This is a genomic window from Pararhodobacter zhoushanensis, from assembly GCF_003990445.1.
Taxonomy (GTDB): domain Bacteria; phylum Pseudomonadota; class Alphaproteobacteria; order Rhodobacterales; family Rhodobacteraceae; genus Pararhodobacter; species Pararhodobacter zhoushanensis.
Genome location: NZ_REEZ01000008.1, coordinates 131,231 through 151,649, shown reverse-complemented (window position 1 = coordinate 151,649; position 20,419 = coordinate 131,231). Strand labels below are relative to the sequence as shown.

Annotated in this window: 18 protein-coding genes; 4 read left to right on the top strand and 14 right to left on the bottom strand. The window is 65.3% G+C overall.

Features of this window, described 5'->3' with window-relative positions:
• Positions 1–29: 29 nt before the first annotated feature.
• The 13 genes from EAE28_RS17070 to EAE28_RS17010 all read right to left on the bottom strand — a co-directional run bounded on the left by EAE28_RS17070 (position 30) and on the right by EAE28_RS17010 (position 14,866).
• Positions 30–782 carry an ATP-binding cassette domain-containing protein gene (locus tag EAE28_RS17070; RefSeq protein ID WP_127108473.1) on the bottom strand — a complete coding sequence of 251 codons (753 nt, stop codon included), beginning with the start codon at positions 780–782 and terminating at the stop codon, positions 30–32.
• Complete coding sequence (locus tag EAE28_RS17065; RefSeq protein WP_127108541.1) at positions 779–1,723, bottom strand: iron chelate uptake ABC transporter family permease subunit; 945 nt, start codon at positions 1,721–1,723, stop codon at positions 779–781. The genes EAE28_RS17070 and EAE28_RS17065 overlap by 4 nt, the downstream gene beginning before the upstream one ends.
• Entirely contained in the window at positions 1,713–2,657 is a 945-nt protein-coding gene (locus EAE28_RS17060) for an iron chelate uptake ABC transporter family permease subunit (protein WP_127108471.1), read from the bottom strand. Before EAE28_RS17060 ends, EAE28_RS17065 begins: the two co-directional genes overlap by 11 nt.
• A 4-nt stretch (positions 2,658–2,661) precedes the next feature.
• On the bottom strand, positions 2,662–3,564 hold the full coding sequence (locus EAE28_RS17055; RefSeq protein ID WP_127108469.1) for a siderophore ABC transporter substrate-binding protein: 903 nt from the start codon (positions 3,562–3,564) through the stop codon (positions 2,662–2,664).
• Between the two features lie 62 nt (positions 3,565–3,626).
• Positions 3,627–5,585: a TonB-dependent receptor domain-containing protein gene (locus EAE28_RS17050; protein ID WP_127108467.1), complete on the bottom strand. Its 1,959-nt coding sequence runs from the start codon at positions 5,583–5,585 to the stop codon at positions 3,627–3,629.
• A gap of 427 nt (positions 5,586–6,012) precedes the next feature.
• Positions 6,013–7,143 (bottom strand): 5-methyltetrahydropteroyltriglutamate--homocysteine S-methyltransferase, encoded by a 1,131-nt coding sequence (locus tag EAE28_RS17045; protein WP_127108465.1) that lies wholly within the window; start codon positions 7,141–7,143, stop codon positions 6,013–6,015.
• Positions 7,144–7,390: 247 nt separating this feature from the next.
• Positions 7,391–8,704, bottom strand: coding sequence for a TRAP transporter large permease (locus EAE28_RS17040; RefSeq protein WP_127108463.1), 1,314 nt, complete (start codon positions 8,702–8,704; stop codon positions 7,391–7,393).
• A 1-nt stretch (position 8,705) separates the two neighbouring features.
• Positions 8,706–9,206: a TRAP transporter small permease gene (locus EAE28_RS17035; RefSeq protein WP_164736686.1), complete on the bottom strand. Its 501-nt coding sequence runs from the start codon at positions 9,204–9,206 to the stop codon at positions 8,706–8,708.
• Positions 9,207–9,266: 60 nt separating this feature from the next.
• Positions 9,267–10,265 (bottom strand): TRAP transporter substrate-binding protein, encoded by a 999-nt coding sequence (locus EAE28_RS17030; protein WP_127108459.1) that lies wholly within the window; start codon positions 10,263–10,265, stop codon positions 9,267–9,269.
• A gap of 42 nt (positions 10,266–10,307) precedes the next feature.
• Complete coding sequence (locus EAE28_RS17025) at positions 10,308–11,546, bottom strand: acetyl-CoA acetyltransferase (RefSeq protein WP_127108457.1); 1,239 nt, start codon at positions 11,544–11,546, stop codon at positions 10,308–10,310.
• Positions 11,539–13,218, bottom strand: coding sequence for a class I adenylate-forming enzyme family protein (locus EAE28_RS17020; protein WP_127108455.1), 1,680 nt, complete (start codon positions 13,216–13,218; stop codon positions 11,539–11,541). The genes EAE28_RS17025 and EAE28_RS17020 overlap by 8 nt, the downstream gene beginning before the upstream one ends.
• Positions 13,215–14,156 carry an NAD(P)H-dependent flavin oxidoreductase gene (locus EAE28_RS17015; RefSeq protein ID WP_127108453.1) on the bottom strand — a complete coding sequence of 314 codons (942 nt, stop codon included), beginning with the start codon at positions 14,154–14,156 and terminating at the stop codon, positions 13,215–13,217. Before EAE28_RS17015 ends, EAE28_RS17020 begins: the two co-directional genes overlap by 4 nt.
• Positions 14,153–14,866: an alpha/beta fold hydrolase gene (locus EAE28_RS17010; RefSeq protein ID WP_164736685.1), complete on the bottom strand. Its 714-nt coding sequence runs from the start codon at positions 14,864–14,866 to the stop codon at positions 14,153–14,155. Before EAE28_RS17010 ends, EAE28_RS17015 begins: the two co-directional genes overlap by 4 nt.
• 259 nt (positions 14,867–15,125) lie before the next feature.
• Here EAE28_RS17010 and EAE28_RS17005 point away from each other — a divergent pair, with 259 nt between their 5' ends.
• The 4 genes from EAE28_RS17005 to EAE28_RS16990 all read left to right on the top strand — a co-directional run bounded on the left by EAE28_RS17005 (position 15,126) and on the right by EAE28_RS16990 (position 18,943).
• Entirely contained in the window at positions 15,126–16,649 is a 1,524-nt protein-coding gene (locus tag EAE28_RS17005) for a carotenoid oxygenase family protein (protein WP_127108449.1), read from the top strand.
• Between the two features lie 70 nt (positions 16,650–16,719).
• Entirely contained in the window at positions 16,720–17,688 is a 969-nt protein-coding gene (locus EAE28_RS17000) for a winged helix-turn-helix transcriptional regulator (protein ID WP_164736684.1), read from the top strand.
• 42 nt (positions 17,689–17,730) lie between these two features.
• Positions 17,731–18,540, top strand: coding sequence for an IclR family transcriptional regulator (locus tag EAE28_RS16995; RefSeq protein WP_246022414.1), 810 nt, complete (start codon positions 17,731–17,733; stop codon positions 18,538–18,540).
• Positions 18,533–18,943 carry a PaaI family thioesterase gene (locus EAE28_RS16990; RefSeq protein WP_127108445.1) on the top strand — a complete coding sequence of 137 codons (411 nt, stop codon included), beginning with the start codon at positions 18,533–18,535 and terminating at the stop codon, positions 18,941–18,943. Before EAE28_RS16995 ends, EAE28_RS16990 begins: the two co-directional genes overlap by 8 nt.
• Here EAE28_RS16990 and EAE28_RS16985 read toward each other — a convergent pair.
• The gene (locus EAE28_RS16985) at positions 18,940–20,400 is read right to left on the bottom strand and encodes a class I adenylate-forming enzyme family protein (protein WP_127108443.1); all 1,461 of its coding nucleotides are present in this window, start codon (positions 20,398–20,400) and stop codon (positions 18,940–18,942) included. The two genes, EAE28_RS16990 and EAE28_RS16985, sit on opposite strands and share 4 nt — an antisense overlap.
• Between the last annotated feature and the right edge of the window lie 19 nt (positions 20,401–20,419).

Below are 20,419 nucleotides of genomic sequence, written 5' to 3'. Positions count from 1 at the left end.
ATGAGGAGTTCTCGCGGTTTCCCCCTCTGTCAGCCCGCCAGAATAATCCGCTGCCCCTCAACATCCGCCAGCCGTAGCGGCGTGTCGTAAAGCGTGCTCAGCAGATCGCTTGTAACGGTCTGCTCCCAAGGCCCGGCGGCCAGAATCCGGCCGTTCTTCATGCAGATGCACGATTGCGCATAGCGCGCAGCGATGGCCAGATCATGTACGACCAGCAGCACGGAACGCCCGCTCGCGGCGACCTCGTGCAAGCGTTCCATGATGTCGCGGGCGTGGCGCGGATCCAGCGCCGCCAGCGGCTCGTCCAGCAGCATCCACGGCGTCGCCTGCGCAAAGGCCATCGCCACCAGCACCCGCTGGCGCTGGCCGCCTGACAGTTCCTCAACCAGCCGCTCGGCCAGCGGAATCAGCGCGAAACGCGCCAACGCCGCCTCGACCAGCGCGCGGTCCTCAGGCCCCGGGCGCCCGCGATGATGCGGCCAGCGGCCAAAGCTGACCAGCTCGCGCACCGACAGGCGCGGCACGACGGTCTGGCCCTGCGGCAGCAGCGACAGGCGCAAGGCGCGCTCAGGCTCGCGCAGGCGGTGGATATCCGCGTCGTCGATGCGCACCGTCCCGGCGTCGGGGGTGATCAGCCCGGCAAGGCAGTTGAGCAGCGTGGATTTCCCCGCCCCGTTGGGTCCGATGATCGCCGTGACCCCGCCCGCCGGCAGGGTCAGCGTCACATCGTCCAGAACCCGCAGCGTGCCGCGTGTCAGGGTCAGGCCCTCGATCTCGATCATGCCGTGCGTCTCCTCAAGACAAGGGCCAGAAACACCAGCCCACCCACGAATTCGATGACGACGGACAGTGCCGCCTGCTGGCCCAGAAGCCGCTCGAACACGAACTGGCCCAGCACCAGAATGGCCGCGCCCATCAGCGCGCTGGCCGGGATCAGCACCGAATGGCGCGCGCTGGGGATCAGCGCCCGCGCCAGACTGGCCGCCAGCAGCCCCAGAAACGTCACCGGCCCGACAAGCGCCGTCGAGACCGAGACCAGCACCGCGACCAGCGCCAGTCCTTGCATCACCAGCCGGTCATGGCGCAGTCCCAGACTGCGCGCGGCGGTCCGACCCAGCGCGGCAAGATCCAGCGCCGGTGCCAGCCACAGCGAAGCGGCAAGCGCGAGCGACAACGCCAGACCGGCGGGCAGCAGTTGTACCGCCTCGACCGCGCCAAAACTGGCAACCCCAGCCTGCTGCACCACGGCGAATTCTGACGGATCGAGCAGCCGCAGCACCAGCGATTCCAGCCCGCGCAGCAACACACCCAAAATGACCGCCGTCAGCACCAGCTTGATCAGATCATCGCTACCCTTGCGCAGGAACAGGCCAAAGAGCAGCATCGCGGCCCCCATCATCACCGCCGTCTCGGCCAGAAAGCTCAGCCCGGCGGGGATGCTGGCCAGTACGCTGGCCCCCAGCGTGAAAACCAGCAGCGCTTGCAGGAACAGATAGAGCGCGTCGAAGCCGACGATACCGGGGGTCAGCAGTCGGTTGCCCACCAGCGTCTGAAACACGATCGTCGCCGCCCCGGTGGCCGCGCCGACCATCACCAGCGCTGCCAGCTTCACGCCGCGCAGTTCCAGAATGAACCCGTAAGGCGCGCGCAACTGCCACAGCAGCAGCAGCGCACAAAGTGCCAACAGGCCTAACGCCAGCGCGATCAGGCGGTTACCGGCCATGGCGGCCTCGCGGCGCATGGATCAGCCACAGGAACAGGCCCGCGCCCAGAACGGCAAAGACCGTGGCTGCCGGGATCTCATACGGCCAGCGCAGCACGCGGCCCAGAATATCCGCACCCAGCACAAACCCCGCGCCCATCGCGGCGATCAGGGGCAGGTTGCGACGCAGATTGTCGCCCCACAGCCGCGACACGATGTTGGGCACGACCAGCCCGACAAAGGGCATCGCGCCCACGGTGACCACGATCACTGCCGTCGCCAGCGCGACGATGCCCAGCCCCAGCAACACCGTCTGCCGCCAGTTCAGCCCCAGCGCGCGGGCCTGTGCCTCGCCCAGCCCCAGCAGGGTGATGCGGTCAGCCAGCACATAGAGCAGCACGGCCAATCCTGCGATGATCCACAACAGTTCGTACCGCCCGCGCAGCACACCGGAAAAATCGCCCGAGCGCCAGATCGACACGTATTGCAAAAGGTCCGTCGCCCAGGCCAGCCCCAGCGCCGCTGCGCCCAGAATGCCCGCATAGATCAGCCCGACTAGCGGCAACAGCATCGGATCGCGTCGCGGCACATGCCGTGACAGCGCGAAGAATCCCGCCGTGCCGACCAGCGCGGCCAGCGCGGCGATGCCCATCTTGACCCCGACCGGCGCGCCGGGTGCCCACAGCGTCACCGCCAGCAGCCCCAGCATCGCCGCTTCGGGGGTGCCGGTCAGGCCCGGCTCGACCAGCCGGTTCTGCACCGTCTGCTGGATCACCACCCCGGCCAGCGCCAAGCCTGCTCCGGCCAGCATCGCCGCCAGCGTGCGCGGCAGGCGGCTGACCGCCAGCACCATCCCGCTGTCGAGCGGGCCGGAAAACAGGTTGGTCGCGCCAAGGCCCAGGCTGACAAGCGCCAGCAGCCCCAGCCCAAGGCAGATCAGGGCCAGACGGGGCACGGCGTCAGTCGCCTGCGGCGGTGAAGGCGTCGGCCAGCTGGTTCAGGATCAGCCGTGTCGCCTGCACCCCGCCCGCCGCCAGATACAGCGCCGCGCTGTCGAGATAGACGATCTGCCCGCGTTGCCCCGCCGTGGTGCCCATCACCAGCGGGTTGTCCAGCGTGGCGGCGGCGGCTTCGCCCGCCTGCCCGATGGCCGCGCCCCGGTCGATGACCAGCAGCCAATCAGGATTGACCTCGGCGATGAACTCGAACGAGACCGCCTCGCCGTGGTTTTCGGCGGTGATGGCGGGATAGGCTTCGGGCAGCCCGGTGGCGCTGTGGAGCCAGCCAAAGCGGCTGTCATCGCCGTAAGCCGACACGGTGCCGCCGTTGGTCATCAGGATCAGCGCCGCGCCTTTTCCCGCAACGGCAGCGCGGGCGGTGGCTAGGTCGGCGCTCAGTGCCTCGGCCAGCAATGCGGCCTGCGCTCCATGCGAAAAGAGCGCGCCGTAGGCGGCAAGCCGGTCCTGTGCCTGCGTCAGCACATCGGCCCCGGTGATCGTCATGTCCAACGTGGGCGCGATGCGCGACAGCGGCGCGACCCGCGCCTGCGAGCGACCACCGGCGATGATCAGATCAGGGGCCATGGAGGCCAGCGCCTCGAAGTCCGGCTCGAACAGGGTGCCGACGGTGGGCACCCCCGCCATCGCCGCGCGCAGATAAGCGGGCGGGGTGAAATCGGGCACGCCGTCCAGCGACACGCCCAAGGCGTGCAGGGTGTCGATGGCGGCAAGGTCCAGCGCGACCACGCGTTCCGGGTTCGTGGCAACCGCGACTGTTCCGGCAGCGGTCTGCACAGTCACCGTCTGAGCGAGGGCGGCGGAGCTGGTCAGCGTAACGGTTGCAAGGGTGAGAATACGCAACATAAGGGGTCTCCAACAAAGGATGGCAAGGCGGGGAAAGGCGGCAAGCCCTTCCCCGCGCGGCATCAGAATTCCAGTGCGGCAGTGATGCGGAAGGTGCGCCCCGGCTCGGTCAGCGGCACCACGTTCGGCAGGCCGATCCCGTCCGAGCTGCGGCTGGCATAGGTGCGGTCGAACAGGTTCTCGACGTCGAAACGCACCTGCAAACCGCTGTATTGCGCCGGACGCCATGTCGCGAAAAGGTTCACCACCTCATAGCTGGGCAGGGTCACGGTCTCGAGCGCGTTCTCGAACGCCACCTGAGCCGAGCCGCCGACCGTCCACTGGTCGTTCAGCGTATAGCCCAGTTCCAGCCCGGCAAGGCTGCCCACCGGGCGGCCCAGATAATAGGCGGTCGTGGCGATGTCGCTGCCATTGGCCTGCACATCGGCATAGGTCAGGTTCACCCGCGCATAGAGGCGATCGCCCTCATAGCCGAACGAGGTGTCGACCCCCCGGCTTACCACATCCGTCAACTGACCCCGCGCACCCGATTCCGGCAGCACCGCGGCGATGTTGTTGATTTCCGTGTAAAACAGCGCGCCCGATGCGGTCCAGCGCCCTTCCTGATAGCGCAGACCCACCCGTGCGGCGCGCGATTGCGAAGCGCGAAAGCCGGTGTAGTCCCACGCCCCGCCGAAATTGATCAGCGCTGCCTCACCCAGCTCGAACCCGCCAAAGGTCGAGGCGGCACCCGCGTTGAAGGTCAGCGTGTCGCTGAGGATATAGTCGAGCGAAGCGTTGACGCTGGCACCGCTGTCGCGGAACTCGGTGCCATCGGCCCCGGTGAACCGCTGCCAGTCATAACGCGCGCCATAGGAAACCGAGACGCGATCGGTCAGATCCTGACGCGACTGGGCATAAAGCCCGATGCTCGACAAACGCTCGTTCCCGCTGTCGCCATAGGCACCCGTGCCCCGGCCAAAGCCATTCGCCCGCTCGCGGAAGAAATCGACGCCCGCCGTCACGGTGCCGTTGGGCAGGTGAAAGACGTTTTCGCCATAGCCGCTGAAGCTGGTGTTCTCGCCCCAGATGCCGATCCCGTCGAGCTGCTGCTGGTTGTAGCTTAGCTGCACCTCGGGGTCATAGGCGCCATCCTCAGCCCCTTCCCACGTCAGCGTGTACGAGCTGCGCCCCGAATAGGGCGTCACCAGCACGCTGGGGCGACCGACAACGCCGGCAAAATCGGGCCGGATGAACAGCAGCCCGCCCGGTCCGGCCTGCGCCAGCCGCTCGCCGGTATCCTCGGTCTGCGAGGCCGAGAAACGCAGGCGACTGCCGGTGTCGGTGGTGTAGCCAAAGCGCGCCATATAGTTGCGCAGTTCGGGCTCGGTGCCCAGAACCGGGGTGCCCGATCCGTCGTCGTAGTGATCACCCGATTGCCGCGTCGCGCTGAGCAGGTATTCCAGCCGCCCCGCCAGCCCGTAGACCGTCAGTCCCGCGCGAATGCCCGCGCCGTTCGACCCTGCACCCAGCGTGAAACGACCACCGAAGGTCTGGCCGGGGGCCAGAAGGTCGCTGGCATCGGCAAACTCATAGGCGATCAACCCGCCCGTGGCATTGGCCCCGGCATCGGCGGGGGCAAGCCCCGCGCTGATCTCGACCCGGCGCAGCAGCGCGGGGTCGATCAGCACGTTGCCCGAATGGTGGAACGGCGATTTGTTCTGGCGCGCCCCGTCGATGGTGACGGCGAGCAGACTTTCCTCCAACCCGTTGACGAAGACATTCGTGGCAATCGACGCGCCGCCACTGGCCTGAATCGCCGACTGCCCGGCAAAGACATCGCGGATCGAGTCGGCGTTGAGCGCCTCGATCTCGTCTTGCGTGATCTCGGAATTGCCCAGCACCGCCTGCGCCTCGCGGCTGTCGATGCGGATCGTACCCAGAAAGGTAGTTCCCGGCTGCACCGGACCTGCGGTCTGCGCAGCAAGCGGTGTGCCAAGACCGGCGAACAGCGCCAAAACGGAAAGGGTGGAATAGTTCATGCGTGCCCCGAAACTGAATTGAGTTCTGGCGGGGTTTCGCACGAAGCCTAGCTGCCGCGCGCATAGGACCGGCGGGACGGGGGGTCAAGCCTTGGCGTGCGGTGCGCCGGACGCGGTGTTGCGCGGAAACCCCATTCGACCGCGCGGATTGCCACTTCCGAAAGAAGGCACCCCGTGCCTGTCGGTATCGGTGCCGGGCGTCTCTCGCGCTCATGACGCCGACGGTTACAACCCGCCCCAACGCCTGTCAGACGGGGCTCCAGCACCTGGGCAACCGTAAGGCAGGCTCTCGCCGGTGGTATACAGGCATGCCTGTCTCTGGCCCGCATCGGTTGCGCGCATGATGCACCTGTCCGCCGTCGCCGCGCTGGAATGCAAAAAGGCGAGCCCGCTCTGGGCTCGCCTTTCACATCACCTGCGGCTGAGGTCAGTTCTCGCCCCAGATCGCCTGCGCGGTCTGCACGACCAGTTCCAGCTTGCGCTTTTCGTCGTCCTCGGTGATCGCATTGCCATGCTCGGTCGACGCAAAGCCGCATTGCGGTGCGATGCCCAGCTGATCCAGATCGACGTATTTCGATGCCTCGTCGAACTTGGATTTCAGCCAGTCCGCGCTTTCCAGCTCGCCTGTCTTGGTGGTGATGAACCCGGCCATCACCCGTTTGTGCCCTTTGGGCAGCAGCTTGAGCGGCTCCAACCCGCCAGCGCGGTCGGTGTCGTATTCCATGAAATAGACATCCACCGACGTGCGGTTGAAGATCGCATCGGCGGCCAGATCATAGCCACCCTCGGCCACATGCGACGAGCGGAAGTTGCCCCGGCACATGTGCATCCCGATCACCATATCGGCTGGCCGGTCCTTGATCGCTTCCTCGAGCATCCAGGCGTAGGTCTCGATCAGCTTGTCAGGGTCTTGCCCCTTGGCCAGCCGCATTTGGCGCTGTTTAGGGTCGGCGAGGTACGCGAAGAAGATGTCATCCAGCTGCAGATAGCGGCAACCCGCGTTATAAAACGCCTGCACGGCTTTCTTGTAGGTTTTGGCGATGTCCTGAACCATCAGCGCCTCATCGCGGTAGGGCGCGTAGTCGATGTTCTCGGGCTCCATACGGAAATGGCAGGCCGAGGGGCCGGGGATCGAGATTTTCGCGATACCGTCAGCGGGCTTCAGCAACCCGTTGAGAAAGGTGAAATGCTCCAGCATCGGGTGATCCGCCGGGAAATCCAGCGGGCCGGTCAGATGGGCTTCGATCGGCGGGGTCTTGTGCTCGGTCTTGAAGTCGAGCGAGCGGGTCGAGGTCTTCATGTCCAGTCCGGTCAGCAGGCCCATGAAATCATAGTGCCAGAAGGCGCGGCGCGCCTCGCCATCGGTGAAAACCTTGAGGCCGGTGGCCTTTTGCAGAGCGACCAGCTCGCGGATGCCCTGATCCTCGATCGCGCGGAGTTCGGCGGGCGGCAGATGGGCGGACCGGGCCTGCTGCACGGCGGCGGGGCGCAAAAGCGAGCCGACATGGTCAGCGCGATACGGGGCGCGGCGGGGATTGGTGAGGGAAGACTGGGTCATGGCGATGCCTTGTGCAAACATGCGCCCCGCCGTCAGAGCGTCAGGGCGAAAATCAGGGTGCTGCGGGAATGCAGGTCAGGCGCGCACGGGTGCGGCCCTGTGTCTGCGCGCGAAGATGGGCGACGCAGGGGATGCGGTCAATATGAGCGAAGCGCATAAATTCTCATGAAAATTATGAGCCACGAGACATATCAACCGGCTTTTTCCCCCGGATCGCACCGCCGGTTCAGCACCGCCGCCGCGCCCCTCAGCGCGGCAGGTTGAACATGTTTACCAAAAACAGCGACAGGGCCGGGAAGGCGACAAGAATCGCCAGCCGCAGGATGTCGGCCACGATGAAGGGTGCCACCCCGGCATAGATCGTCGACAGCTTGGTCTTGGGCAACATCGCCTTCATGACGAAGACGTTCATGCCGATCGGCGGGGTAATCATACCGATCTCGATCACCATCACTGTCAGCACGCCCCACCAGATCGGGTCATAGCCATAGCTCAGGATCAGCGGAAAGACGAAGGGGATGGTGATCACCATCGACGAGATCGTCTCGAAGATCGAGCCGAGGATCAGGTACATGATCATCAACAGCACCACGACCCAGATCCCCGGCAGACCCGTATCGCGGATGCCGTCGACCAGCATCTCCGGCAGGCCCGAGATGGTGACCGCGTAGGTGAAGATCGAGGCACCGATGGTCATCAGGTAGATCATCGACGTCGTCGCGGCGGTTTCCTGCAGGGCGCTCCAGAAGCCCTTGAGCGTCAGGCGACCCCGGAAAAGCGCGATCAGGAAAGCCAGAAATGCCCCCACCGCAGCGGATTCGTTGACCGAGAAGATCCCGGCATAGATCCCGCCCGTCACCACGATCATCAGCGCCACCGCCGTCCAGCCGCTGCGCAGCGCGCGGCCCAGTTCGGACCACGGCTGTCGCTCACCCGTCGAGGCCAGATCGGGATTGCGACGCACCAGGATCAGGATGGTGATCACATGCAGCGCCACGGCCAGAACGGCAGGGATCAGGGCGGCGACGAACAGCGTCTTGACGAACTGTTCGGTCAGCACGCCGTAAAGCACCAGAATGATCGACGGCGGGATCAGCATCCCCAGCGTGCCGCCCGCCGCGATAGAGCCGGTGGCGAGACGCTCGGAATAATTGCGCTTCATCATCTCGGGCAGGGCGATGCGGGTCATCGTGCTGGCCGTCGCCACGGACGAGCCGCAGATCGCGCCAAACCCGGCGCATCCGCCAATCGTCGCCACAGCCAGACCGCCCCGGATATGGCCGATCAGCGCATAGGCGATGCGGTACAGGTCCGCCGACAAGCCGCCGACGGTGGCAAAACTCCCCATCAGCAGGAAGAGCGGGATTACCGCCAGTTCCGAGCTGCCGACCTTGCTGACGGTCTCAACCCCGAACAGCGTCAGCGCGGGGGTCAGGTTACCCCGGATCATGCCGAAGGTGGCAACGCCGGCGATGCCCATGGCGACGCCGATGGGGACGTGCAGCAGGATCAGGAGCAGCATCAGCCCCATGCCGATCAGGCCAACGATATACGGTTCCATATCAGGCCTCATGTTCCTGCGTGGGGTGGCCGAGGATCTCGGCAACCGTGACGAAAAACTGCGCCGGAACGCAGAGCCAGAAGCACCCGGTGGCAACCCACCACCACGGCGCGATGGGCATGTTCAGCACCATCGAATATTCGGCGCTGGCGGTGACCCGCTGCGCGTGGAGCGTGACGTAATAGGCGATGGCCAGAAACATCAGCGCGGTCATCAGCGCGCCGAAAACCTCAAGCGCGCGGTTGACCATGCCGGGCATCATCGCGCCCAGAAAGGTCACCTTGATCTGGCGGCGCTCGAGCAACCCGGCCGGAAAGCACGAGGCAATGATGATGATGGTGAGCAGGCTGGCGATGTCCGCCGCGCCCCGGATCGGGCGGCCGGTAGCTTCGCGCACAAGGATGTCCACGACGGACAGACCCGCGACCAGCAACAGGAAGAACACGCCGAGAATGGCGGCGGCCCGGGTCAGGAAAAGGAAATGCCGTTCGATGCGTTGCAAGGCGCGCCTCCGCTTTGGCAAAAGGGTGGGGCCGGGGTTTGTCCCGGCCCCGTGTCGGGATTAGCGGCTGCGGATGTCTTCCAGCTTGGCCTCATACGCCTCGATCAGACCGGGGGTCGCAGCGGCGGCAACCTGATCGATGACCGGCTGCACGCGGGTAGCAATCTCTGCCCGCTCGGCGTCGGTGGGGATGACCAGCGTATGCGCCGCGTCGGCTTCCCACGCCTGCATGTTGGTCTCAATTGCCGGACCGTAGCTATCGATCTGGCGGTCCGCGATGAACTGGCCGCTCTGCGCCAGCAGATCCTTGACGTGATCGGGCAGCGAGTCATACACGCCCCGGTTCATCACGATGGTGAAGACCAGCACACCCAGATTGGCGTCATAGTGGTTGGGCGCCACATCGGCGACGCGGAAGGTGCGGGCGACCGAGGCATCGGTCATCGCGCCATCAATCAGGCCGCGGTCGATGTTCTCGGCCATCTCGCCCGCGCTCATGCTTTGCGGCACGCCACCCAGAGCCTCGACCACCGCCGTCTGGATCTGCCCGGCGACGCGCAGGCGCGTGCCGTTCAGGTTGCTGACGCTTTCGATCGGCTCGCGGGTGTGGATCATATACGCGCCCGAGGTGTACATCGCGACGACGTAGTAATTCTCGTACCCGTGCAGCAGCCCCTCTTGGTGCAGCTCCAGCGCGGCCAGCGAGCCTTCGCGGGTGTTGTTGGCAAAGCCCGGCAGCTCGAACATGTCGAAATCGGGGAACACGCCCGGCGTGTAGGACGGCACCGTCAGCGCCAGATCGGCGACGCCATCGGCGACCATCTGCGCCTGTGCCAGCGGGTTGCGGCCCAGCGTGCCGCCCGCGTAAAGGGTGATTTGAACGTCATCGGCTGCGGCCTCGGCGTTGAACCAGTCCACCCACGGCTGGTAGATGCTCTGCACGCTGGGCGAGGCGGCGGGAACGAACACGGCAAAGGCCAGATCGCGGGCCCCGGCAGCCGAGCCCATCAGGCCAAGCGCTACTCCGGCGGCAGCGCCGGTCAGGTTTTTCTTCAACATTGGTTTCCTCCCTGGTGTCAAAGTAATGGATCGTGCGCGGGGTTATGCTCCCCGTCTCACGACGAACGACGCGATCGTGGTGGTCGATCCGCCGATATTCAGCAAGCCGACGCGCTGCGCCCCCTCGACCTGGCACTCCCCTGCCTGGCCGGTGACCTGCTTGTAGCCGTCGAGCATCATCCGCACGCCGGTGGCACCCACCGGGTGCCCCAGCCCGATCAATCCGCCCGAGGGGTTGATCGGCAGCCGTCCACCGGGGGCGATGACGCCCTCTTCGACGGCCTTCCAGCTTTCGCCGGGGGCGGTGATTTCATAGCTGTCGATGGCCGCATATTCGGTCATCGCAAAGCAATCATGGGTCTCAATCGCGTCCAGCTGGAACGGGCTGTCAATGCCCGCCCGCGTGAAGCTCTCGCGGATCGCCTTATTCACATGCGGCAGCACGAAACGGTCATTGCGGCTTTCCGCCAGCTTTTCCGACAGCATCATCGGCGCGGTGCGGTGGCCCCAGCCGTCGATTTTCGCAAGGTCGGACAGCCTTAGCCCGCGCTCTTTCGCGTATGCCGCCGCGCGGGTGGCCGAGGCGAGAAACACCACCGCCGCGCCGTCCGTCACCTGCCCGCAATCGTTGCGGCGCACGCGGCCTTCGATCACCGGGTTGGCGGTGTCGTCTTCCTTGAAACTGGCCTCGGTGAATTCCCATTTGCGGGTCTGGGCATAGGGATTGCGCTTGCCGTTGGCGTAGTTGATGCGCGCGATCTCGCCGAGGTGGTCATAGCTCAGCCGGCCGTATTTCTCGGAGTAGGCGTCGATCAGATCGGCAAAGGCGGCGGGCCAGACATAGGTGGCGTCGGTCCATTCCTTGCCGGCCCAGGCCGCAGCGCCCAGATGCTCGGCGGCGCGCTGGCCGGGCACGTTGCGCATGTACTCGACGCCCAGCACCGCGACCAGATCATAGCGCCCGGCCTCGATTTCTGCTGCCGCCGCCAGCATCGCCATCGAGCCCGATGCGCAAGCGGCCTCATGCCGTTGAGTGGGGATGCCCGACAGATCGGGATGCAGCGAGGCGATCATGCCGCCCAGTTGGCCCTGCCCGCAGAACAGCTCGGCCACGAAATTGCCGACATGCACCGATTGCAGATCGCGCGGTTCCAGACGGGCGTTTTGAAGCCCCTCGAATAGCGTCTCGCGCATCATCGCGTCGATGCCCAGCCCTTCGCGGGCCCAGTTGCGGGCAAAGTCGGTTTGCGCGCCCCCAAGGATGTAAACGGGCTCAGGCATGGATGTCTCCTTGTTGCGCCAGCCATTTGGCCAGCACCTTGCGGTCGAGTTTCGCCAGCGGCGTGCGCGGCAGGGCGTCGCGCAGTTCCAGCCGCTCGGGCCATTTGAACTTGGCCAACCCGGCCCGGTCACAAAACGCGGTCACGGCGGGCAGGTCGAGCGTGTGGCCGGGGCTCATCACCGCGAACAGGCAGACCTTTTCGCCCATCTGCGGATCGGCATAGGCGGCAACCGCCACCTCGCGCACGCCGGGCAATGCGGACAGCACATTGTCCAGCTCGACCGGCGAAATCTTCATCCCGCCGCGCACGATCAACTCGCGCGACCGGGCGTGAAAGCGGATCAGCGAACCGCATTCGGAAATCTGGAACAGATCGCCGGTCGGCAGGTAGCCATCGGCGGTGAACTTGCTGCGGTCGATGCCCTTGCGCGAATAATAGCCGGGGAGCAGGGTCGGCCCCTGAATATACATCTCACCCAAGGCGCCCGGTTCGCTGACCGTCGCGCCTGTCGCCGGATCGACCAGCTTGAAGGTGCCGCCATTGGCGGTGCGCAGCGCGGGCTTCCATGTCTCATCCCCGTCGCGCGGAAAGAAGCTGGCGCGCTGGCGGGGATCAGGGATGCGCTCTTGCGAGGAACACATCTGCGCGCCCTCATTCGAGCCAAAGAAATTGACGATGGGGATGGCGAAACGGTCCTGAAAGAACACGAAAACCTCAGGATCGGGCGGGGCCGAGCCGGTGCCGATGGCCTGCAACCGGTTCAGTGCCGGGTGCAGATCGGGGTCTTGCGCCTGCTCGCGCAGATAGACCAGCACGGTGGGCGCGACCATCGTATAGGTGATGTCTTCGGTCTTCAGCTGGGTCAGGAAGACGTTCACATCGAACGGATGATGCAGGATCATGGCACCCGCCGTGCGCATCCAGCACATCATCAGGCCACCAACGGCCGCAGCATTCACAAAGGGGAACGGGGCCAGCACATTTGCGCCGTCGGGCAGACCCAGCAGCCGCCACGCGCCCAGAGAGCTGGACATCAGGTTGTTGTGGGTCTTGGGCACGGCCTTGGGGACACCCTCGGTGCCCGAGGTCCAGAAGACGGCGTAAAGATCATCCGCGTCCAGCGGCACCGGCGCGGGATCGCCCGCCTGCGCCGTGTCCAGCCGGAACACACCCTCGGGCAGACCCTGCCCCAGCCCGAGCCGCTGCACATGCGCGGGCAGCGCCTCCAGACGCTCGGCGTAGAACGCCTGACCGCGCAGCTGGCCGACCGAGATATAGGCGTCGAACTCTGCCACCTGCGACAGGTCGCGCAATTCAGCCGAGCGGTAGGCCATCGAGATCGGGCTGAGCACCGCGCCGACCTGCGAGATCGCCAGATAGAGCAGCACCAGCTCGGCGATATTGGGCAATTGCGTCGCCACCAGCGAGCCGGGGCCGATGCCGCGCGCTTGCAGGATGGCGGCGTAGCGGTCGACCTCAACCTGCATCTGCGCGTAGGTCAGGCGCTGCGGTGCGCCCTCGAAAATCTCGGCGCGGTTGGGGGCATCGACCAGCCCCAGCCGGTCAGGCACCCGCGCGCAGGTGGCCGCGAACATCGCGGGCAGGGTCACGTCGCCCCAATGCCCTTCGGCCCGGAAACGGGCGCGGTCAGAGGCGGAAAACACGCTCATGCGCACAGCTCCCGCGTCCGGGTGCGCGCCGCGTCATATTCCGCGACCAGCCGGTCGATGATGACAGCGGCTGGTTCGACCCGTTCAATCCGGCCAACCCCCTGCCCCGCGCCCCAAATGCCGGACCACGGCTTGACCGCCTCGTCCTTGCGGCCGGTGAAGTTAAGCTTCGCGACCTTGAATTCCAGCTCTGCCGGGTCCAACCCCTTGGCTACCATCGACGGCTTGAGCATCGACGCGCGCGCGCCGGTGAAGGCGCGCGAGACCAGCAGATCCGTGGCCGAGCAGACGATGCACATCTGCCTGTATTCCGGCGAGGCGGTGTTTTCCTCAGCCGCCAGAAACGTCGTGCCAAGATAGCCGAAATCCGCGCCCAGAACCTGCGCGGCCAACAGCGCCTCGCCGGTGTTAATGGCCCCTGCCAGCGCGATATAGCCGTCGAAGAACTGGCGCACCCGCTCGACAAACACCATCGGGCTGAGATCGCCGGTATGGCCCCCTGCCCCGGAGCAGACCAGCACCAGCCCGTCCGCCCCCGCATCGGCCGCCTTGCGCGCCAGCTCGACTGAGATGACATCGGCGAACACCAGCCCGCCATAGGCGTGAACGGTCTGGATCACCGGCTTGGGGCTGCCCAGTGCAGTGATGACGATGGGCGGCTGGTGGCCGGCGACCTGCTCCAGATCGCCCGGCAGGCGCGGGCTGGTGGAATGGGTGACAAGGTTCAGCGCCCAAGGCGCGTCAGCGTCGGTCACGCGGCTGCGGATCTCGCCCAACCAGACGCCCAGTTCTTCGCTGGTACGCAGGTTGGGGGCCGGAAAGCTGCCGACGATGCCCGCCTTGCAGCAGGCGACCACCAGATCGGGGTTGGAAACCAGAAACATCGGGGCCGCAAAGGCGGGAACACGCAGCGCGGCGAGCCGGTCTTTCAAAGTCATTGCGCGCGTTCCTCCTGCGGCAGTCGGGTCGTGACGAAGGCGCGGATATGTTGCGCCACAAGGTCGGGGCGCTCGAGCACCGGCATATGGCCGATCCCGTCGAGCAGAATGAACTGGCCCTGCGGCACACCCTCAGCCACCGCGCGCCCGGCGTCGGGCGGGGTGACGGTATCCTCGGCCCCGGTCAGGACCAGAACGGGGCAGGTGATGTCGGCCAGCGCGGCGGTTTGGTCGGGACGCGCGGCGAGGGCGGTCTGGTGCCGGGTGAAGGTGTCCAGCCCCTGCCCTGTCGCCATCCGCAGGATCGCCCCCCGCAAGTCCGCGTCGTCACGGCGCGTGGTTGAGAGCATGCCATCGGCGATGGAGGCCGCCAGCGCGTCGATCCCTTCGCGCGCGGCCCAGGCGGCGACCTTGCCGCGCAGGGCAGCCCCGCGCGGGGTGTCGGCGGCAGCGTTGGTGCCGATCAGCACCAGCCCCTTGACCCGCTCTGGGGCACGCCGCGCCACGGCCAGCGCCAGATAGCTTCCCATCGACATGCCGACCAGCACGGCCTGCTCGGGCAGCTGCGCGGTGATCTGCTCGACCAGCGCCTCAAACGAATCAAGCGCGGGCAGGTCCAGCGACTGCGCAGGCATGGCCAGATCCGCCAGAACCGGCGCATAAATTCCTGCGTCGCACAGCAGTCCCGGCAAGCAGACCAGTTGCAGCATTGTTGACATCCTCCCGTTGACTGAATTGCTAGACCACCAATTGTGGATCGGTCAAGCAAGAATCCATAATTTCAAAATGATGTTTTGCTTTGCGGAACAAAAGCACCGGGAATCGGCTGGCTTCCCAGTCCTACACAACGCATTCCACCGTAGAACGCGGCCCAATTGCCAGATTCCGGTCTAGATGAGCGACGAATTCCTTGACTCACCGCGCCATTGCCGCAATATCGGTCTAGTTAAGTAAACATTGGAGCGCCCCATGTCCCACGAGCCCGATCTCGCCGTCACCACCGCGAATGTGCGCATGTACGCTCCTGATGGCACCCCGCCGCCCGACGCGCCCGACTGGATCTGGAAATACGACCACCCCTATCTGCACGGCGCTTTCGCACCGACCGATATCGAGTACGAGGCCGAGGATCTTGAGGTCGAGGGCGAAATCCCCGCCGATCTGAACGGCGCGTACGTGATGAACGGCCCCTCGCAGCGGTTCGAGCCGGTCAACAGCAAGTACCATTACTACGATGGTGACGCGCAGTTGCGGGCCATCTATTTCCGCGACGGCAAGGCGACGTTCAAACAGAAATACCTGCGCAACGGCGCGTTTATCGTCGAGGACAAGGCGGGCAAGGCGATCTGGCCGGGGCTGGCCGGGCCTTATGATTTCCGCCTGCCCGGCTCGCCGATCAAGGACGTGTCGAACACCGATGTGATCTTTTTCAACGGCAACATCCTGTCGCTTTGGTACATGTCCGGCGATCCCTACAAGGTCGATCCGCTGACGCTGGAAACCGTTGGCCGCGAGACGCTGGGCGGCAAGCTGCACCATTCGGTGTCGGCGCATTCAAAGACCGACCCGTTCACCAAGCAGATGTTTTTCTTCAACTATCAGGACGAGCCGCCCTATATGTCTTACGGCATGGCCAATGCCGATGGCTCGCTGAATTTCGACATCGACATCGACCTCGCCGGGCCGCGCTCGCCCCATGACATGGGCCTGACCGAGAATTACGCGATCCTGCATGACCTGCCCTTTTACCACGACGTCGACCTGCTCAAGAAACACGGCCGCCGCGTGATGGGCTTTCACCGCGACCAGCCCGCGCGCTTCGGGCTGATCGACCGCTTTGGCCGCTCGACAAAAGTGCAGTGGTTCGAGGCCGAGCCCTGCTACATCCTGCACATCGCCAACAGCTGGGAAGAAGGCGACTGGGTCCACATGATCGGGTGCCGGCAGGAAGATCCGATGCCGGTGAAAGACCCCGCCGATCATCACCTTGCGTCGATGATGTCCTACCGCCGCCGCACGCATATCCTGTACCGCTGGAGCTTCAACACCAAGACCGGCGTGGTGAGCGAAGGCGCGATGGATGATCGCAACACCGAATTCCCGACCGTCAACGCCCATGCTGTCGGCCACAAGACGCGGTATTCGTTCAACCAGCTGATCCCGATCCCGCAGGAAGGCTCGCTTGAGGGGCGCTGCCAGACCTTCAACGGCATGGTGCGCTATGACCTCGAAACCGGGGCCACGCAGGAATACAGCTATGGCGCGGGGGTCTATGGGTCCGAAGCCCCGGTTGCCCCGGCGCGCGGTGCGGGCAAGGACGGCAAAGCCTATCCGGTGACCTTCATCACCGATTCAAACGACTGGTCCTCGGCCTGTCTGATCTTCGATGCCGATGACATCACCAAGCCGATCGCCAAGGTAAAGATCCCCCGTCGGATCACCATCGGGTTCCACACGACATGGATCGACGGGGCTGACATCTGGCGTGACTGAGCGCGGATCAGGGGGGCTGGTTGCCATCGCCGGCGCGCCGTGCTTGGGTCGCGCGAAAAGGATGCGGCCCGTGGATACTGCCCCCCCTGCCCCCGAAACCAGCGGCCCCCCCGCGACGGCTCTGCTCAGGGCCTTGAGGGTGCTGGGCGATCCTTGGACCATGCTGATCCTGAAAGAGGCGTTCAACGGCACCCGCCGCTTCAGCGCCTTTCAGCGCGCTCTGAACATTCCCCGGCAAACCCTGTCCCTGCGACTGGCGCATCTGTGCCGCGAGCAGATGATGTACCGCCGGTTCATCGGCCCCGGTCAGGCCACACTGGACTACGCCCCCACTGCCAAGGCGCTGGACCTGCAGGACGCGATGTATGCGATCTGGCTCTGGCATCAGGCCAATCCCGGCGGCGCCGACATCCTGCCCTTCGACATCGTGCACAAGGACTGCGGCCACGTCATCGGCGCGACCTGGCGCTGCTCTGAGTGCCGCGAGCCCGTAACGAGCGGCACTGTCGCAATTCACCGGACCCAGCCCGAACAGATCGAGGCCGAGCCGCGCCCGCGCCTTGCCCGGCGCAATGACGCCAGCTTCACCGCTGCGACCTCGCAAGAGGCGGGAACGGTCGCGGCCTCGCTGGTCGGCGATCTGCCCTGCAACGAGATCCTCTATCTGCTGTTTCAGGGCCCGCGCCACATGCTCGCCATCGTGCAGGAACTGGCGCTGGGAACCAGTGTGGTGCGCGACCGGCTGGACAAGCTCAAGGAGCTGGGTCTGGTGGCCGAAGAGGCGCAGGGCCGCAAGCTGCTCTACTCGGTCCTGCCACGGGCCGAGGGTTTCTACCCGCTGCTGCTGGCTATCGCCGACTGGGGGGATCGCTGGTGCAACGACGGCCACCCTCCCCCCGATCTGCGGGTCCACGCCTGCGGCTCCATCCTGCGCGCGCGCTATGCCTGCGACCACTGCGGCGCATGGGTCGGACGGGATAACCTGACGATACGGATGCGAGACGACGACACACACGGCGTCGACATTGCGTCCCGCTGATCGGAACGTTATTCTGATATGCGAAACAACACCGGAGGCCGCGTGACCGATCCTGAAGACGATCCGATGGACGACGCCAGCGACCCCAAGTTCGTCGTCGCGCTGTCGCGCGGGCTGGCCCTGCTGCGAGCCTTTCGCCCGAATGAGATCACCCTGTCCAATCAGAGCTTCGCCAGCCGCACCGGCCTGCCCAAAGCGACGGTGACGCGGCTGACCTACACGCTGTGCAAGCTGGGCTATCTGGTGCAAGCCGAACCGGGCGGCGCTTATCGGCTTGGCCCCGGCGTGCTGACACTGGGTCACGGCGTGCTTGCCGGGATGGAGCTGAAAGACCGCGCGCAGTTGGAACTTGCCGACATCTGCCGGGGAGACAACCCCAACGTAGCCGCCGCCCTGGGGGAACGCTTCGGGCAGTCGGTGGTCTATCTTGCCACCCACCGTTCACCGAATTCGGTATCGATGATCTTTCATCTGGGCGCGCAGGTGCCGCTGTTTCACAGCTCGATCGGACGTGCCAGCCTGATGGGATTGTCCGTGGACAAACAGGAGTCGCTGCTCGAGGACGCGCTGCGCCGCGCCGATGTCGCAGATCACGCGCGGCTGAAAAACGGGCTGGCCCGTGCGCGCGAGGATTTCGCGCGCTATGGGTTCTGTACCTCGTTCGGGGAATGGCGCAAAGAGATCAACGGCATCGCTGCGCCCGTTCGCCCTGAGCAGGGGCAATCGCAGTATGCGCTCAATGTTGGCGGTTTCGGGTTCCTCAACCCTGCCGACACCCTGATCGATCAATACGCGCCGCGTCTGTTGCGCGCGGCCCAGACCCTTAGCCTGAGACCCACGCCCCATGCCTGACGACATCTCCCCCTACCCCAGCAGCGCCCGCGGTTTCATGGGCCTGATCGGCGCACGCAAGACCGGCTATTCCGACGGCTATGCACGCTTCGAGCTGGACATCGGCCCGCATCTGCTGAACCCGATGGGTATTCCCCACGGCGGCGTCTATGCCTCGATCCTTGACACCACACTGGGATCCTCCGGCTGCTGGGAGGGAAACCCCGACACGTTCCGACCCTCGGTTACACTGAACCTGAATGTCAGCTATCTGGCACAACCGCGCGGCACGCGGTTGATTTGTGAGGCCCGGCGCGTCGGTGGTGGCAAGTCGATCTATTTCTCCGAGGGCGAGATCCACGACGAAACGGGTGTTCTCATCGCCCGCGCCAGTGGCACCTTCAAAGTCATCACCCGACGCTAAGGCGAGAAGCCTTCGACCAGCGCCGGTTTGCGGATCTTTCCGGCCGAGGTCATCGGCATCGCGGCTACGATGGTGATGTGCTGGGGTTGTTTGTAGGGCGCAAGGTGCTGGCGCAGATGCGCCGCAATCGTGGCAGTGTCGGTCGAGCCATTGGTCGTGACAAAGGCCAACACCTCTTCATTGCCCGCATGGGTGCGCCCCACCACGGCGGCTTGCAGCACACCCGGACAGGACATCAGCGCCGCCTCGACCTCGGGCGGGTAGATGTTGAAGCCTGAGCGGACGATCAGCTCCTTCTTCCGCCCAACCAGATGCAGCGCGCCGTCCGGGTCGATCCGCGCCAGATCGCCGGTGCGCAGGTATCCGGTTTCGGTCATCACTTCAGCCGTGGCCTGCGGGTTGCGGTAGTACCCCAGCATCACACCCGGCCCGCGAAAGAGCAGCTCCCCTGCCCCATCCCCGTCGGGCGCATCAATCTGCACCGCGCACTCGGGGTAAACGTAACCGATGGAGCCATCGCTGCGTGGCGGTCCGTAGATTGTCGAGGAAACGCCCGGCCCGGCCTCGGTCAGCCCATAGCCGTTTTGAAGCGTCAGGCCAAAGCGCGCTTCCACCCGGGCTTTCAACGCCGGGTCCAGAGGCGCGCCACCGCAGCCGATCATTCGCAAGCGGGGCGCGGTGAGGGCGGCGTTGTCCGCATCCAGCTTGCGCAACAGCTGGTCAAAGATCTGTGGCACGACCGACATGACCGTCCCGCCCTCTGCCAACTCGCGCAGTTGCGCGTCGACGGTAAAGCGGGCCAGAAAGCGGATCGTCGCACCACCGCTCAGCCCCGCAAGCAGCGACGTCGACAGCGCCATGATGTGGGTACAGGGCAGCGTCAGGATCAGCGTGTCGCCGGGGGCAAAATGCCGGGTGCGGGCAGAGACGGTAGCGTTGAAGACAAGACTTTGGTGCGACAGCATCACACCCTTGGGTGCGCCGGTTGTCCCCGAGGTATAGACCATCGCCGCAACCTGCCGGGCAGGCGTGTCGAAAACAGGCTCGGGGACGACAGTCGAGTCGGTAAGCGCTGTCCAGTCCGGCGCCTGCTGCGTGGCGCCCAGACGGTCGGCATGGGTTTGTGCGTCAGGTGATACTGCGGTGGTAAAAAGCGTGACCCGGGGCGTCGCATGGCTGCGAATGGCATCAAGTTCGTTGGCCGTGACACGTGCATTCACCGGAATGCACCAGGCCCGCAGGCGCGTAGTAGCAAGAAAACCGATAGCCAGCTGCGCACAGTTCTCCGCTACGATCAACACGCGGTCGCCGGGTTCGACACCCTGTGCAATCAACCTTTGTGTAGCGCGTGTGATCTCAGCACGGAGGGCCTCATAGCTCAAGATCGAGCCGTCATGATCGATGATCGCAGTATCGCTGTCCGGCTTGCCGTCGATCAGTTCATCCACCCAGCGCATACGGTTCCTCCCTGTTCGC